The sequence below is a fragment of the Sporosarcina sp. Y1009 genome (assembly GCF_057669865.1).
Map to the genome: position 1 here is coordinate 24,240 of NZ_JBYHFO010000016.1, position 16,183 is coordinate 40,422.

Annotated in this window: 12 protein-coding genes and 1 other annotated feature; of the genes, 1 reads left to right on the forward strand and 11 read right to left on the reverse strand. The window is 39.6% G+C overall.

Going from position 1 to position 16,183, the window contains the following annotated elements; all coding sequences use genetic code 11:
• Window positions 1–15: 15 nt before the first annotated feature.
• The 4 genes from pheT to AC25Y1_RS15945 all read right to left on the reverse strand — a co-directional run bounded on the left by pheT (window position 16) and on the right by AC25Y1_RS15945 (window position 8,122).
• A complete protein-coding gene (gene pheT / locus AC25Y1_RS15930) occupies window positions 16–2,427 on the reverse strand; it encodes a phenylalanine--tRNA ligase subunit beta (RefSeq protein ID WP_488148988.1) in 2,412 nt (803 codons plus the stop codon).
• A 12-nt stretch (window positions 2,428–2,439) separates the two neighbouring features.
• The gene (pheS, locus tag AC25Y1_RS15935; RefSeq protein WP_488148989.1) at window positions 2,440–3,477 is read right to left on the reverse strand and encodes a phenylalanine--tRNA ligase subunit alpha; all 1,038 of its coding nucleotides are present in this window, start codon (window positions 3,475–3,477) and stop codon (window positions 2,440–2,442) included.
• 42 nt (window positions 3,478–3,519) lie between these two features.
• Window positions 3,520–3,757: a binding site (T-box leader), on the reverse strand.
• 399 nt (window positions 3,758–4,156) lie between these two features.
• Window positions 4,157–7,327: an ATP-binding cassette domain-containing protein gene (locus AC25Y1_RS15940; RefSeq protein ID WP_488148990.1), complete on the reverse strand. Its 3,171-nt coding sequence runs from the start codon at window positions 7,325–7,327 to the stop codon at window positions 4,157–4,159.
• A 30-nt stretch (window positions 7,328–7,357) separates the two neighbouring features.
• Entirely contained in the window at window positions 7,358–8,122 is a 765-nt protein-coding gene (locus AC25Y1_RS15945) for a TrmH family RNA methyltransferase (protein ID WP_488148991.1), read from the reverse strand.
• A 91-nt stretch (window positions 8,123–8,213) separates the two neighbouring features.
• On the opposite strand from AC25Y1_RS15945, the gene sspI reads away from it, so the two are divergent.
• Window positions 8,214–8,426: a small acid-soluble spore protein SspI gene (gene sspI / locus AC25Y1_RS15950; RefSeq protein ID WP_488148992.1), complete on the forward strand. Its 213-nt coding sequence runs from the start codon at window positions 8,214–8,216 to the stop codon at window positions 8,424–8,426.
• Window positions 8,427–8,480: 54 nt separating this feature from the next.
• Here sspI and treR read toward each other — a convergent pair whose 3' ends face one another.
• The 7 genes from treR to AC25Y1_RS15985 form a co-directional block, all read right to left on the reverse strand.
• Entirely contained in the window at window positions 8,481–9,200 is a 720-nt protein-coding gene (treR, locus tag AC25Y1_RS15955) for a trehalose operon repressor (protein WP_488149034.1), read from the reverse strand.
• 7 nt (window positions 9,201–9,207) lie between these two features.
• Complete coding sequence (gene treC / locus AC25Y1_RS15960; RefSeq protein ID WP_488148993.1) at window positions 9,208–10,866, reverse strand: alpha,alpha-phosphotrehalase; 1,659 nt, start codon at window positions 10,864–10,866, stop codon at window positions 9,208–9,210.
• A gap of 34 nt (window positions 10,867–10,900) precedes the next feature.
• Window positions 10,901–12,307, reverse strand: a complete 1,407-nt coding sequence (treP, locus tag AC25Y1_RS15965) for a PTS system trehalose-specific EIIBC component (protein WP_488148994.1) — start codon at window positions 12,305–12,307, stop codon at window positions 10,901–10,903.
• 18 nt (window positions 12,308–12,325) lie between these two features.
• Window positions 12,326–12,823, reverse strand: a complete 498-nt coding sequence (locus tag AC25Y1_RS15970) for a PTS sugar transporter subunit IIA (RefSeq protein ID WP_488148995.1) — start codon at window positions 12,821–12,823, stop codon at window positions 12,326–12,328.
• A 245-nt stretch (window positions 12,824–13,068) separates the two neighbouring features.
• Window positions 13,069–13,515, reverse strand: coding sequence for a small multi-drug export protein (locus AC25Y1_RS15975; RefSeq protein ID WP_488148996.1), 447 nt, complete (start codon window positions 13,513–13,515; stop codon window positions 13,069–13,071).
• 156 nt (window positions 13,516–13,671) lie between these two features.
• A complete protein-coding gene (argF, locus tag AC25Y1_RS15980; protein WP_488148997.1) occupies window positions 13,672–14,646 on the reverse strand; it encodes an ornithine carbamoyltransferase in 975 nt (324 codons plus the stop codon).
• Between the two features lie 247 nt (window positions 14,647–14,893).
• A complete protein-coding gene (locus AC25Y1_RS15985) occupies window positions 14,894–15,982 on the reverse strand; it encodes a M42 family metallopeptidase (RefSeq protein ID WP_488148998.1) in 1,089 nt (362 codons plus the stop codon).
• Between the last annotated feature and the right edge of the window lie 201 nt (window positions 15,983–16,183).

Consider the following 16,183-nt stretch of genomic DNA (forward strand, 5'->3'; position numbering starts at 1 on the left):
GGTTAGTTCTAATTTTTACCCGCGAAGCTGTGCGCCTGCTTCACTTGTCAATGCTGCTAATACTTTTTCATGTGCTTTGACGACTTCATCGTCTGTTAATGTACGTTCAGGATCTTGATATTTCAAAGAGAATGCGACTGATTTTGTGCCGCTTTCAACGTTGTCCCCTTCGTACAGGTCAAACAATTTAACGCCAGTTAATAATTTCCCTCCAGCGCGTCGAATGACATCTTCTAGCGTTCCAGATGACGTATCACTTGAAACAACTAGTGCGATGTCTCTTGAGATGGATGGGTGACGTGGAACTGGAACATAAAGTAACGCTTCAGTCTCGATGGAAAGGATTTTATCGAGATTCATTTCCATGACATATGTTTCTTTTAAATCACGCTTATTTTGTTCTGTTGGATGAATTTGGCCGATGAAACCAATCCGTTTATTGTCGTGATAAATATTTGCTGTTCTTCCCGGGTGCATGCCTTCGAGTACTGCCTGTTCGAATGTCAATCCTTCGACGAGACCAAGACTATCCATTAGCCCTTCGACAATGCCTTTCAATACGAAGAAATCGACTTTTTTCGTATCTGCTTGCCATGCATGATCTACCCAGTTCCCAGTGATGACTGCGGCAACGTGCGCCGTTTCTTTTGGAAGACCATCTTCCTCTTCATCAAGGAATACTGAACTTACTTCATAAAATCCTACAGATTCATTACGACGCGCAACATTATACGTAGCTACCTCGAGTAAATGAGGAATGATACTTTGACGCAGCGTGCTTCGCTCTTCACTAATCGGCATAAGCAAGTTTGTAACAGGTGCTGTTTCAAGCGCATAGGTTTGTGCTTCTTTCGCTGATGTTAGTGAATACGTTAAAGTTTCATATAACCCTGCACCTTCTAGAAACGCTTTTACAGTTCTGCGTTTTTGTTGGTAAGGTGTAAGTCCTCCTGGGTTAGATTCGGTAATAGGAAGTGTCATTGGGATATTGTCATATCCATACATTCTAGCAATTTCTTCAATGATATCTTCTTTAATACGGATATCTTGTCTACGCGTAGGCGCATCGATTACAAGATTTCCATTAATCGCTTCGGTTGGAAACTTCAATCTTTCCAAAATCGAAAGCATATCTTCTAGTGAAATTTTCATACCGAGTCGGCTGTTAATGTAATCCGGTGAAATCGTAATTTGTACTGGCGTTTTGTCGAGTTCGTCAATAATGACGGAACCTGAGAGCACTTCCCCGTCCGCAAGGTCTGCGATGAGTTGTGCCGCACGTTCAGCCGCTGCAACAACGCGCTCGGGATCTACACCTTTTTCAAAACGTGTACTCGCATCGCTATGAAGGCCATGTTCTTTAGACGTTCTACGCACAGTTGACGGTGCAAAGTATGCAGATTCGATGACAACTGTCGTCGTACCATCGTGTACTTCTGAATTCGCCCCGCCCATTACACCTGCAATGGCTACTGGCTCTGCACCGTTTGTGATGACAAGTTGGTGTGATTTCAACGTTCGTTCTGCTTCATCCAGTGTCGTAATTTTTTCGCCTTCTTCCGCAAGTCGCACGACAATTTCGCCTGTTTCGAGTCGATCATAATCGAAAGCATGAAGCGGTTGACCGTATTCGAGTAGAATAAAGTTCGTAATGTCAACGACGTTATTATGTGGACGAATGCCTGAAGCCATTAAGCGATTTTGGAGCCATAATGGAGATTCAGCAATTTTAACGTTTTTTATAACTTTTGCTACGTACATTGGATTTTCTTCTTTCGCATCAATGCGAAGTTTAAGAATATCCTCTGCTTTTTCAGTAGATTCTTCATATGCAATCTCCGGCTGTTTTACTTCTTTAGATAAGATTGCACCCACTTCATAGGCGACTCCAAGCATACTTAATGCATCTGACCGGTTTGGCGTTAAATCGAATTCAAGGACTGTATCATCTAATCCAAGAATTTTAAGCGCATTTGATCCAACAATTGCATCTTCCGGAAGCACGTAAATTCCTTCAGCATATTCTTTAGGGACAAGTCTTCCTTCAATCGCAAGTTCTTGAAGTGAACAAATCATACCGTTTGAATCTTCGCCGCGAAGTTTTGCTTTTTTAATTTCAAATCCGCCTGGGAGAACTGCGCCAGGTTTTGCAACGATAACTTTTTGCCCTTTGGCAACGTTTGGTGCGCCACAGACGATTTGAGTCGTTTCCATTCCGATGTCAACTTGACAAACATTTAATTTGTCTGCATCTGGATGCTGAACACAATCTAGCACTTGGCCTACAACAACGTTTGTCATTCCCTGTGAACGATCAATAATCGCGTCCACTTCAATCCCAGAACGTGTAATACTTTCCGCCAACTCAGTCACGGGAATTCCATCTATATTTACATACTCTTTTAGCCATTTCGTAGATACTAACATGTTTTTTCCTCCTTATGCTTCTGTCCGGTGAAATTGCGATACAAAACGCACGTCATTCGTATAGAAATGACGAATATCTTCCACACCGTATTTCAACATTGCAATTCGCTCAGGTCCCATTCCAAATGCAAAACCTGTTACGACAGATGGATCATAGCCTGCCATTTCCAATACATTTGGATGTACCATTCCAGCACCTAAAATTTCGATCCATCCTGTTTTTTTACAAATATTACAGCCATCGCCGCCACATTTGAAACAAGAAATATCCATCTCAACGGATGGTTCCGTAAACGGGAAGAAGCTTGGGCGCAAACGAATTTCACGATCATCACCGAACATTTTCTTAGCAAATAAAGAAAGGGTTCCTTTTAAATCACTCATACGAATATCATCGCCAATGACGAGCCCTTCAATTTGTGTAAACTGGTGGGAGTGCGTCGCATCATCGCTGTCACGACGGTATACTTTCCCTGGGCAAATGATTTTGATTGGTGCCCCGCCTTTTGCTTCCATCGTGCGTGCTTGAACTGGCGATGTATGCGTACGAAGGAGAATGTCCTCTGAAATGTAGAACGAATCTTGCATGTCACGCGCTGGATGCCCTTTCGGCAAGTTGAGTGCTTCGAAGTTATAATAATCTTTCTCAACTTCAGGCCCTTCTGCAATTTCATAACCCATGCTGATAAAGAAATCTTCAATTTCCTCGACTACACGAGTCAACGGATGGTGATTCCCAGTACGTGCCGGTCTACCAGGTAATGTAACGTCAATAGATTCCTTTTCAAGTTGTTCGTTAATCGCGTCTTCTTCTAGTTTCGCCATACGTTCTTCAAGCACTTCAGTTACAGAAGCTCGAATGACGTTAACAAGCGCACCCATTTTAGGACGTTCTTCGGCTGGTAGTTTACCCATACCTTTTAAAGCATCTGTAATCGGTCCTTTTCTTCCTAAATAAGCAATACGGACCTCGTTCAATTCTTTTACATTTGTCGCTTCTTGAATTTTTGCTAGTGCTTGTTCTTTTAATTCATTCAATTGTTGTTCCATTTGCTGATGCTCCTTTCCAAAATAAAAAGCCCCCGCCCCTATAAAAGGGACGAGGACGTAAATTCGCGGTACCACCCTGATTACCATACGATTAAAAATCCGTATGATCTCTCAAATCGGATAACGGTCCGGTGCCGGCACGCCTTTATAGATTTCTCTAGTCCCGGCGGCAGCTCATGGGGTGAACATAAACAAATAAAACCGATTTGCACTTTCAGTCAAGGTGCAAACTTCCTTTTGGTTCTTTCTATTGTTTACTTTTCCCAATCAATGCTTTTTATTTCAATTATTATTTAGTATACCCGATTAATCAAATATCTTCAACAAAGTAACTAGAAAAACTCTAGAAGTCCTTTTAACAAATGATAACTAGACATACCTGTTTATGGTTGTAAATTGTTGTAACTGTTTCTAATTAATCACTTTTGCATTCTAATTGATTGGAGTGCAGATTGGCGACTCCAGCGGGAACAGCGCGAGCCGAAGACCCTGGACTGAGCGTAGCGAGGGAAGCGGCAGGGAAAGATTGAACTATATCTTTCCGCACTTCCCGGCCGTGCCCGCGGAAAGCGTCCAATCGGAACGGAAATCAATGATGATGTAAGACTTTTTTAATTATCTACATTCATTTTTTACCCCAGCACTAGAAAATTTGACAGCATGCTATTTTTGACATAGATTATTTGTTTTCCTCTAGACATTGATAAACCGCCATCAAATCTCGTTTATTCAATTCACGAATACGATTAAATATCGGAATGTCTGCTACAGCCTCAGTATATGAGTCTTCTGCAACAACGTCACTGACCAAACCATTAAGCCATATTTTCACTTCTACGTTTTCGACAACTTCTCCGAGTCCTACATCATTGATACCACTAGCATTACAACTCACGCAAGGTATCGTTAATTTATTTACGCCGTCATGTAGATTCTCTTCTGCAATGGCTTTCTTCCCTTTACAAAATGGACATGGATGGCTTTTTCTAATTTTATTAATTTGAGTCACTAATTTCTTGTAACCAAATGATTCATAAACATAGGTGAGTTTTTTGTATTTACCATTTGTGAAATAATTATCGATAATTGCTTCTCTTGTTTCATAGATACCAGGAAAATCAGAGATGGTCACTTGATTATTTTTGCTAATGGATTCGAGGCTAGCTTCGATTGAGTCCCAGAACGGTAAGACGTTTTGTAAGACCATTTCATAACTCGAAAAGCTGGCTTGTTCCAGTTCAAACATTTTCAGCGCGACTTGCGTTTCCCTGGGCAGCTCGGAGACGTCTTCCGTCAAAGTCATTTCTCCGCCAACAACAGCTTTTAGTTTTACCAATTGCGGTAACGGCCCTACTGTCTTCAATACTTGATCAATCGGTTGCTGTATAATTTCTCGAATGTCCCTACCGTCAAATTCAAGCTTTTTATGATGATTTAGCACAGATCCTTCGCAAATCGGACATGTCACCCACTCTTTAGAGGCTTTCATATGCTCTTTGATAATCGATTTCGATATAAACATATACATCCCAATAATGTTCATAAAGCCTTGCCATGTTCTCCGCGCTTTGCCTGCTTTGTCATAGAACGACTTTTCCCAGTATCCGTACAGAAAGGTATGCTTTTCGCTGTCGGTCAACTCATTATAGCTTTTACTCAAATCGTGACCAAGCTCATTCTTTATCTCATTAAAAAGGAATTCCAATTTCGGATATTGATAATACTTTAATACTTCCATAACATCTGGATGCAACATACCATCCCAGAAAGGAACGGTTTTGTCCTGAATAACCACATCTATATCAAATGTTTCAATCCCGCGCCGTCCAGAACAGTATGGACAATGATTTTGCTGATGATAGAAATCAAAGCTCTTTGTATCTTTATTGGTCGGATGTGCTGCCACAATATGATTAATCAAACCGCCACTTTCATAAAGAAAGCTGTGCTGGCTATACAAATGTCTTTCAAAATCAATGGCGATGACGGGAGCAATTACGTCAGATTCGTATTCACCATAAATTAGACGCGCCATGGATGATAAGCTTTTTAAGATGCCGCCTTTATAGACGTTTTCAGCGTTCTTAAAATAGTCGATATGATTTTCATTCAAGTAGTGAATACCATTCTTTGATTGTAGTGCTGAGGAAATTTGGAACGGCGCAACTTCTTCGGTATTTTTATTTTCCCCAAAATACTCATCATGACTAACAACTCCTAGATGTTCTACCGGTTCCTGTTTTCTTTCACCAAAATCGACAATGAAATCCGAGTTTTTCAGCATATAGGCATTATGTTCAATCATGATAATCGAGACAGATTCATCTTGAAGAATAGCCCCGATACTATCTATAAATTGATTTAATATATTTTGTGATAAACCTTTTGAAGGCTCATCAAAAATAAACAACGTATTTGGATTTCTTGAGTTACCAAAAAGCTCTGAAACCAAGTGAACGCATTGAAATTCGCCTGTCGACAAAGTCTGCGTTTTTCTTTCCAATGTTAAATAACCGAGCCCTAGTTTGATTAGTAGGCTCAAGCGTTTATGAGCGATGTCTTCAGTTGGAAGTTCATCAATAATATCTTCAATTGAACGTTCGAAAATAGCATCAATTTCGTCACTGTATTTGTTTAGTTTCTGTTTGACATCAAGAAACGTTGCAACAGTTGATCGGCTGGTAATCGATTGGTTTCGGTCCTGTCCTACCATGACCAGTTTATCTTTTGGATATCTTTTCAGAAAATCCTTGGAGATACACTCGTTTACAAGGGTCGACTTACCACATCCAGATTCACCTGTAATGGTTACGAGTCGATTTTTGGGAATCTGAATCTCAGCCATTTGAATATTACGGCAGAAAAGATCTTTAAATTGATAGTATTCTGTTGGCTGTTCGTGATTCTGTTCCTGATAAATCGGTTTTGGTCGCGGTGATTCTTCAACTATTTTCCCGCCGTATTTACCACTGCCTGGCCCAAAGAACACTTGATCATCAGTTGTATCTAAAACCGTATCAGAATGATCAATAAGCCAAATTTGATTCTTATAGCCCAATTGTTTAATCTGTTCTAGTATTTTTAGTAAGGTCTGGTGATCAAGTCCAACTGAAATTTCATCGATAATGATCACAGTATTTTCACTCGCTGCCATGAATTCTGCCAAGTAAAGCCGTGTCAATTCCCCACCTGACAATGTTCCCATGATCCGATTCATTGTTAAATAGCCAATATTCATATTGATAATGTTTTTAAGAATAAGTTGTTTCGCTTCACTTATATGTAATTCCTTTGAAAGAGAATGGATCGATTCAATACTTAAGTTGTTGATATCTGAAATACTATGTGGCTTATTCCATAAGTCGAGTTTATATTGCTCAACTTCCGGATTATAACGTTTTCCCTCACACTTTTTACATTCAACCTTTTTGGTCGTACCTCGCCCTTTACATGTAGGACACCAACCTAAAGCATTATTAAAGGAAAACACTTCTGGAGAAAGATTAAATTCTTCTGCAATCCGAACACGGAGTTCTTTAAAAATACCAGTATGAGTACCAATCGTTGAACGTGGATTGGAAGAAATCGATGATCTCCCTAGAAACAGCACTAAAGGCATTTCCTCCATCTTGATGGCACTAAAATTCGTTTCCATGATAGCTGGAAACAAATATTGATATTCAGATTTAGGCAATAAGGAAACAAGACGCTTTTTAGATTCTTCACCAATCGTTTGAGAAAATGTGGTTTTACCAGATCCAGACAAACCGGCAATGCCAATCGATTGTTCTTCCGGTAATACGGTATCCAAACGGTCTATATTATTGGCAATTAATTGCTTTATTTTCAACGGATAACCTCCCATTAACTATTAAATCATTTATTGTTTTGTGTAAGCATATAAAAGTATGCCTGTTGCGACAGCAACGTTTAAAGATTCAGCTTTTCCGTATAACGGAATCTTAACAACTTGGTCTGCAGTAGCTAATAAATCAGGACTTACTCCGCTACCTTCATTTCCCATAATAATCGCAAACTTGTCGTTGATCTCGACATCAGAATAATTCGATGCATTTGTCAATCCTGTACCGAGCACACGGATATCTGCAGATTTCAAATTCTGAACCCACTGAATCAGGTCACCTCTAATAACAGGAATATTAAAAGTAGAGCCCTGGGCAGAACGTACAGTTTTCGGGTTAAATGGATCAGCAGTTCCTTGTCCCAGAATAACTGCATCGATACCAGCAGCATCCGCTGTCCGAATCATTGTTCCGACATTGCCTGGATCCTGTACAGAATCTACAAGTAATAATTTTGTCCAAGAGGTATACAGTTCTTCCTTATATTCTGGTTGACGACAATGTGCAAAAATTCCTTGCGATTGTTCAGTTTCTGTAATTTCTTTTGCGACTGCGTGATTAATTTCAACTATATGTATGTTTTCAGTATTCCAAGTATCAGGTATTTCAATACCTTCGCGAATAATCAAGGAAAGAACGCCATTTTCCGATTTTATCGCTTCTTCGACTAAGTGGAAGCCTTCGACTAGGAATTCTTTAGATTTATCTCGTTCTTTTCTTGTTAATACGAGTTTTTTCCAATGTTTCACGAGTGAGTTTTGGATTGATTCAATGCGCTTCATAAATAGTTATCCACCTTTTTCTTTTCAGTGTATCAAATGACCGTATAATTGGCGATCAATGTGTGCAAAATGATAGCGGGAGGCTGATGCTATGGATTTTCAAATTAGGGATGCAATTTCAGCAAACATGACAAACAACTCAGCAGAAGATATACGCGGAGTTGTCGAAGATGCCATCAAGCGAGGCGAGGAACATTTGCTACCTGGACTTGGAGTCTTTTTTGAAAAACTCTGGAATAGTTCAGGTGAACAAGAGAAATCACAAATGACGAACGAACTCGCGAAAGTATTTCAGGCAGGTTAAGAACACAAAAGTCCATTTCATCAATTGAACGTAAATTGACAAAATGGACTTTTTTCAATTCTGCGTTCTTCGCGCAAAATCAACGAATTGAAATTTATCGGGACGGTGGCGCGATTCTGTGTATTGGAATAGGGTCGTATCATCTAAATAAACCATACTCTTTATGATAACGATATTTGAGTGGCCTTCTAAATCCAATAATTCACGATCTTCTTCCGTTGGTACTTCAACCGTAATTTTCTTCTTCGCGTAGCTAATATTCAAGTTCAAGTCGTTTTCTAGATATTCATAAATGGAGTTTTCACATGTCTCTTTCGTTAAATTCGGTATGATGTCTTTATTGAAATAATCTTTGTCTAGGATGATTTTATCCCCAGCAATTTCCCGAATGCGCGCTACTTTCCACACGACCTCTTTTGGCTTTATATCTAATTTAACTTGTAAATTTTCGTCGGCTTCAATGAGTGATAATTCATGGACAATTGTTTTGGTTGGGATTTGTAAATTTGTTGCTAACTCTTTGAAGCTAACGATTCCTGAGACAGGAAAATCGAATTTATTTACATTCAGAATAACTGAACCTTTGCCGCGCACTTTTTGAATATAGCCGTTATGCGCCAGTAAATCGAGTGCTTTTCGTATCGTTTCTCGTGACACACCATATTCCACCGTTAAACTATTTTCGGAAGGAAGCATCGTCGCTTCCCCCCAAGCGTTACTTTTCGTTTTCTCAGCTAAATCATGGTAAATTGCCAGATACTTTTTCAATTGAATAACCTCATTATTTTATTAGATACACGATTGACTCATAAGGCCTAAGTGTCAGACGATCAAGTGTCAGTTCAGAGCCTTCATAATTTGAAATCAGTATCTCAATATTATCTTGAGTTCCCATGTCAAAATTAACTGTGACCTCTTCATCGTAAAAATTGTTAACGACGAGAATTGTTTCGTTTTCCCAATGTCTCGAGTACGCAAACACATTACTATGGTCTTCTAATTGCATTTGGAAATCACCGTGGACAATAATCGGGTGTTTCTTTCTGAGTTCAATCACCTGTTTATAATAATTATATATTGAATCTGGCTCGATTACAGCTTTTTCTGCATTAATGTCCTCGTAATTATCTGCAACTGAAATCCACGGTGTGTCAGTAGTGAATCCTGCATTTTGTTCATTGGACCACTGCATGGGTGTTCTTGCATTATCTCTTGATTTTTGCTGTAGAATATCAATGATTTCTTGGTTTGACTTACCTTCGTTTTTCATTAATTCATAAGCATTTAATGATTCAACATCACGGTATTCACTAATGTCCGTGAAGTTCGGGTTCGTCATGCCGATTTCTTCACCTTGATAAATATATGGCGTTCCATTCATCATATGAATCGTTGTCGCAAGCATTTTTGCTGATTCAGCATGATATTTCTGGTCATCGCCCAATCTTGAAACGATCCGAGGTTGGTCGTGATTGCACCAAAACAATGCATTCCAGCCATTTCCTTTATGCATGCCCACTTGCCAATGCGCAAGGATCTCTTTTAATTGAATAAAATCAAATGGTGCTTTTGTCCATTTTTCTCCATCCGTATAATCCACTTTCAGATGATGGAATTGGAATGTCATATCCAGTTCTTTACGTTCTTCTTGTGTATATAGTATACAACTTTCGAGTGTTGTCGAAGACATCTCGCCAACAGTCATGAGCTGATTCGGAGAAAGAACTGCCTCATTCATTTCTTGTAAAAATTCGTGAATTCGAGGTCCATCTGTATAAAAACGACGGCCATCCCCACTATCATCATTCGGAAAATCTTGATTTTTAGAAATTAAATTGATGACATCTAAACGGAAACCGTCAATTCCTTTGTCTGCCCAGAATTGAATCATTTCATAGAGCTTTTTGCGAACCGTTTCGTTTTCCCAATTTAAATCGGCTTGCGTCTTGTCGAATAGATGTAAATAGTATTGTTCAGTATTTTCATCATATCCCCAAGCAGATCCGCCAAATTTAGACTGCCAGTTATTCGGTTCTTGACCGTCGACCGGATCCTTCCAAATATAAAAGTCGCGGTATTCATTGTCCTTGGAACTCGCAGCTTGTTTAAACCAATCATGTTCTGTTGATGTGTGGTTAATGACGAGATCCATAATGAGTTTCATGCCTCGTTTATGGGTCTCTGCTAGTAGTTCTTCAAAATCTGTCATCGTACCAAAGGATTCATCAATCGAATAATAATCACTAATGTCATAGCCATTATCATTTTGTGGAGATTGATAGACAGGTGTTAACCAAATGACATCTACCCCTAATTCTTTAAGGTAATCTAACTTAGTCGTGATGCCCTTAATATCACCCGTCCCGCTTCCAGTTGTATCCATAAAACTTTTCGGATAAATTTGATATACGACTGCTTCTTTCCACCATGTATTGCTCATTTACATACACCTCAATAATCTAGTTGTCTCTATATTAGTCTTTATTCCGTTTAGCAATTAAAAATGTAATAACGAATGGTACGATGATTACGATCACCATTCCAATGATAAATGACGTCCATCCACTTGGGACAATGGAGAATATTCCTGGTACGCCACCTACACCAATTGATGTTGCAAGTACTTTTTGGAACGTGATAAAAGCTGCAGCGATTGCAGAACCAATAATTGCTGCGATAAACGGATATTTAAATCGTAAGTTTACACCGAACATCGCCGGTTCCGTAATCCCAAGCCACGCTGAAATTCCAGATGTCCCAGAGAGACCCCGTAGTTTTTCATCTCTCGTTGCAAGCATCATGGCAAAAGCCGCTGATCCTTGTGCAATATTTGATAATGCAAGGATTGGCCATAAGAATGTAGTACCAGTACTTCCTATTAATTGTAAATCTACTGCCAGGAACGTATGGTGCATCCCTGTAATTACTAATGGCGCATAAATCGCACCATATACTAATCCACCCACAAGCGCAAACGAATCAAAGACAGCAACTAAACCGTCTGTTACGAGATTACCTAGGGCAAAAGTGATTGGCCCAATAATAATGAATGTTAAAACACCTGTAACTAATAAGGCAATCGGTGCAACTACTAATAATTGTAGCGAATCCATGACTCGTTTCCGTAGTCCAATTTCAATTTTTGCTAATAACCACGAGGCGAATAATACAGGTAGGACTTGACCTTGATAACCGATCTTACTAACTTCCAATCCAAATAGGTTCCAAGTTGGAATACTGCCATCAGCCAATGCTGCACCGTACGCCCAAGCATTGAGTAGGTCAGGGTGAACGAGAATAAGTCCTAGCACTACCCCTAATATCTCACTTCCGCCAAATCGTTTAACGGCCGACCATCCAATTAAAGCAGGTAAAAAGACAAAGGCAGTATTTGCGATGATATTAATAATATCCGCTACACCAACCCATTGCGTATGAACTTCGATAATTGACTGTGTATCATAGAAAATTCCTGGATTTGTAAGAATATTGTTAATCCCCATCAATAGACCAGCTGTTACAATTGCCGGCAAAATTGGGATGAAAATATCTGCCAATGTTTTAATGGCACGTTGAAGTGGATTTTGTTTTTGAGCAGCTGCATCTTTCACTTCATCTTTTGTCGATTCGCCAATTCCCGTTTCTTCTGACATGGCTGCATATACTTTATCGACCGTTCCCTGGCCAATAACTACTTGGAACTGTCCGTTTGCAGAAAATGTACCTTTAACAATTTTCAAGTCTTCTAATGCAGCTGAATCTACGATTGACTCGTCTTTTAACGCAAAACGCAACCGTGTGACACAATGTGTAACGGCAGCAATATTTTCTTTTCCCCCAACAGCATCGACAATTTGTCTAGCGTCTTTCGAATATTCCACATTAACCCCTCCAACTCTTTATTTTAGTTTTACTTGGATGAGCACTGTTTCTCCAGCAGTGACAGGAGATTCTTCGCTCACTGTAAAGGACTCGACAACTTCACCATTCGTTAATGTGATGGGCGTTACAATACTGTTCGCTTTTTCACCCACAAATGTCATGTCAAATGTGACGAGTTTATCGCCGGCCTTTACATGATCTCCTTGCTGAACAAATGATTCAAATCCTTCTCCGTTCAATGCGACAGTCTCCAATCCAATGTGTATGAGAACCTCTAGTCCAGATTTACCGCGCAATCCAATGGCATGTTTCGTAGGAAATACTTGAACAATTTCCGCGTCAAACGGAGCAACTACTGTACCGTCAGTTGGCATAATCGCAATACCATCCCCTAACATTTTTTCCGAAAATACGGGATCTGGAACATCCGTAAGCTGTACTACCGATCCAGTAAGTGGTGCTAAAATTGTTTCTTCCTTCAAAACCTCTTTTTTCCCAAATAACTTCTTCAACATTTGACCATCTCCTTCACTTGTCTATACATGTATTGCAATTAGTATAACTTGTATATACACGTTATGCAATCGCTTTCAGAAATATACCAATTCCTCTCTCTACTAACTCTATTCACCATTAACATTCTTCTTAAACAAACATAGCCGTAACAAGACCTGAAGTCAGTATTATTCTTATATAATAAAAAAATAGCACTGCAAAATGCAGTGCTAAACATTTAAATTCTATACTAATTTATCGCTGTTTAATAATTCCGAACGAATAAATCTACACCAAGTGCAGTAGCAATTCCAAAAATGAGTGACCAAAGTCCGATGCTAATTATCATCCAGACAGTTGTATTCGTTTTATTGGCACCGAAAAGTAAACCAATGAATGCTGCGATATGTGTTCCAATTAAGATCGGACCAAGAAGTGCTACACCTGGCATTCCGTATCTATTCCAAATACGTTTTCCCCGCTCTGTTCGTTTTGACGCTTCTTTACCATTTTTACGCCTTCTCGCCTCCAGCCATTCTTTTACTTTTTCGAAACCGATAATAACAATAAGAACAGTCAACAAATTCCCTATGAATGCCGTTAAAATGACCCACACCGGGGATAAGCCACTTATAATGCCAAGTGGTATCACCAGGGCGATTTCCAACCAGGGTATTGCTGCGGCTATAAATACTAATAAATACTCATACATAATTTTCCTCCCACAACAAACTTTCTAATCTCTGTATGATAAGTCCAATTTCGAACAATTGCAACATAAAAAACAATCTTAGTACTAGCAATGACCAAGTAGAATGTACAAACAAAAAAAGTCTAGGCAATTCACCTAGACTCTTCCATGAATCTATTAGAGCAATGTAGCTAGTACAGCTTTTTGAGCGTGTAGACGATTACCCGCTTGTTGGAAAACGTAAGAATTCGGTCCGTCAATGACTGATGTGGAGACCTCTTCCTCACGGTGAGCAGGTAAACAATGTAAAAATATATAATCCTTTTTTGCGTGTGCTACCAATTCGTCGTTAATTTGAAATTCTTTAAATGCTACGAGACGCTGTGCCGCCTCTTCCTCTTGCCCCATACTGGTCCAAACATCTGTATAAATCACATCGACGTCAGTCACTGCTTCAATCGGATTCGTCGTTTCTTTGACGCTGCCACCGTTTAATTTTGCTAATTTCTTTGCCTCTACAAGTACCCCGGGGTCGCATGTATACTCTTTTGGTGTGCCAATCGTCACATGCATTCCCGCATGAGCTGCTGCAATTACTAAAGAGTGGGCAACATTATTCCCATCACCAATATAAGCTAACTTCTTTCCTTTCAATGAACCCTTCACTTCCACTATCGTAAGAAGGTCTGCCAGCGCTTGACAAGGATGAAATATATCCGTCAATCCATTGATCACTGGAACGGATGTATGTTCCGCTAATTCTTTGACCATAGCGTGTGAATTTGCACGAATCATGACACCATCCAAGTACTCAGAAAAGACTTTCCCTGTATCTGAAACAGATTCCCCGCGACCGATTTGTAAATCACGTGCATTCATAAATATTGCATGCCCACCTAATTGGATCATGCCCACTTCAAATGAAATTCTCGTTCTTGTTGAATGTTTCTCAAAAATCATTCCTAGTGTCTTCCCTGCCAAAATCGGTTTAAGTTTGCCTTCAGCTGTATCTTTTTTAAGTTTAATCGCTTTTTCAATCAAATATAAAACTTCTTCACTTGTATAATCCAACAAACTAAGAAGGTCACGTCCTTTTAATCCAGCCTCAATATCTTTCACTTTATCAACGTTTGTTTCAACTAACTTAATCATAAAAAATCAACACCCTTCCCTAATTATTAATGTATGTCTTAGTATATGTATGTATAATTATTAAGTCAAGTGTATTATTATAATTAATTAGAAAGTTAGGTATACGTAGATGAACAAAATTCAAGCTGAAATTATTCAAGCTAAAATCGCGCGAGAACCCGTTGCGGGAGCAATGCGGTGAGATACGGGAGCAAACAAAAAAACCTTGTCATCCCATTTCGGAATAACAAGGTCTAAGATTTCATCATCAATCAAACGTAATTTTGTTTACTGTGTCACGATCTAATTTTTTAATGACCTCAATGATAAGTTTAACAGTGTTTTCATAATCATCACGGTGCAAGATTCCTGCGTGCGAATGAATATAGCGTGTCGGGATACAAATCGCTAATGACGGTACACCGTTTCCTGAAATATGAATGGAGCCTGCATCTGTCCCGCCCCCAGGAATTGTTTCAAACTGATACGGAATGCCATTTTCTTCAGCTGTATCAACAACAAGATCACGTAAGCCTTTATGTGAGACCATCGATGCATCGAAGAGCAAGATTTGAGGACCATCACCCATTTTCCCGGTTGCCTCTTTTGATGTAATGCCAGGTGTATCACCTGCAATCCCAACGTCTACCGCAAATCCGATGTCTGGCTGGATTTTTGTAGCTGCTGTACGTGCACCACGAAGGCCAATCTCTTCCTGTACTGCGCCAACACCAAATACAATGTTTGGATGGTTTTCATCTTTCAACCCTTTTAGAACATCGATTGCAATCGCAATACCAATGCGGTTATCCCAAGCTTTGGCGAGCAATAGTTTTTCATTATTCATCACGGTGAATTCAAAATAAGGGACGACCATATCGCCTGGTAGAATTCCCCATTCCATCGCTTCTTTTTTAGAAGTTGCACCAATGTCGATAAACATATCCTTAATATCCACTGGTTTCTTTCTCGCTTCAGGAGAGAGGATATGTGGCGGTTTTGAACCGATGACACCTGTTACTGTGTCTCCGCTACGTGTAACAATTGTGACGCGTTGTGCAAGCATCACTTGTGACCACCAGCCGCCAACTGTTTGAAATGAGAGGAAGCCTTTATCGTCAATCTTTGAAATCATAAAACCGACTTCATCAAGATGACCTGCAACCATAATTTTCGGGCCATTCTCATCGCCAACTTTCGATGCAATTAGCGATCCTAGTCCGTCTTGCTCAATTTTATCACTAAACGGTTCGATATATTTTTTCATAACATCCCTAGGTTCACGCTCATTCCCTGGAATACCTTTCGCATCTGTTAATTCTTTAAGCATCGTTAATGTCTCGTCAAGTTTCGTCAATTACTTCGACCTCCTAAATAAAATGAAAACTCAATCCGCGGGAGGGTTCCTCATCCCCCACGGATTGTTAGTTGAACCAATCGGGCTTTTACGGGCAGTTATCGCCCATTTCTACTTCTACTTCGCATTTAACTTACGTCTTGAGATTGAAACCTTACTGCCCGTTAAAGCGGGATAACTCATACAAGACCAAGTATATTC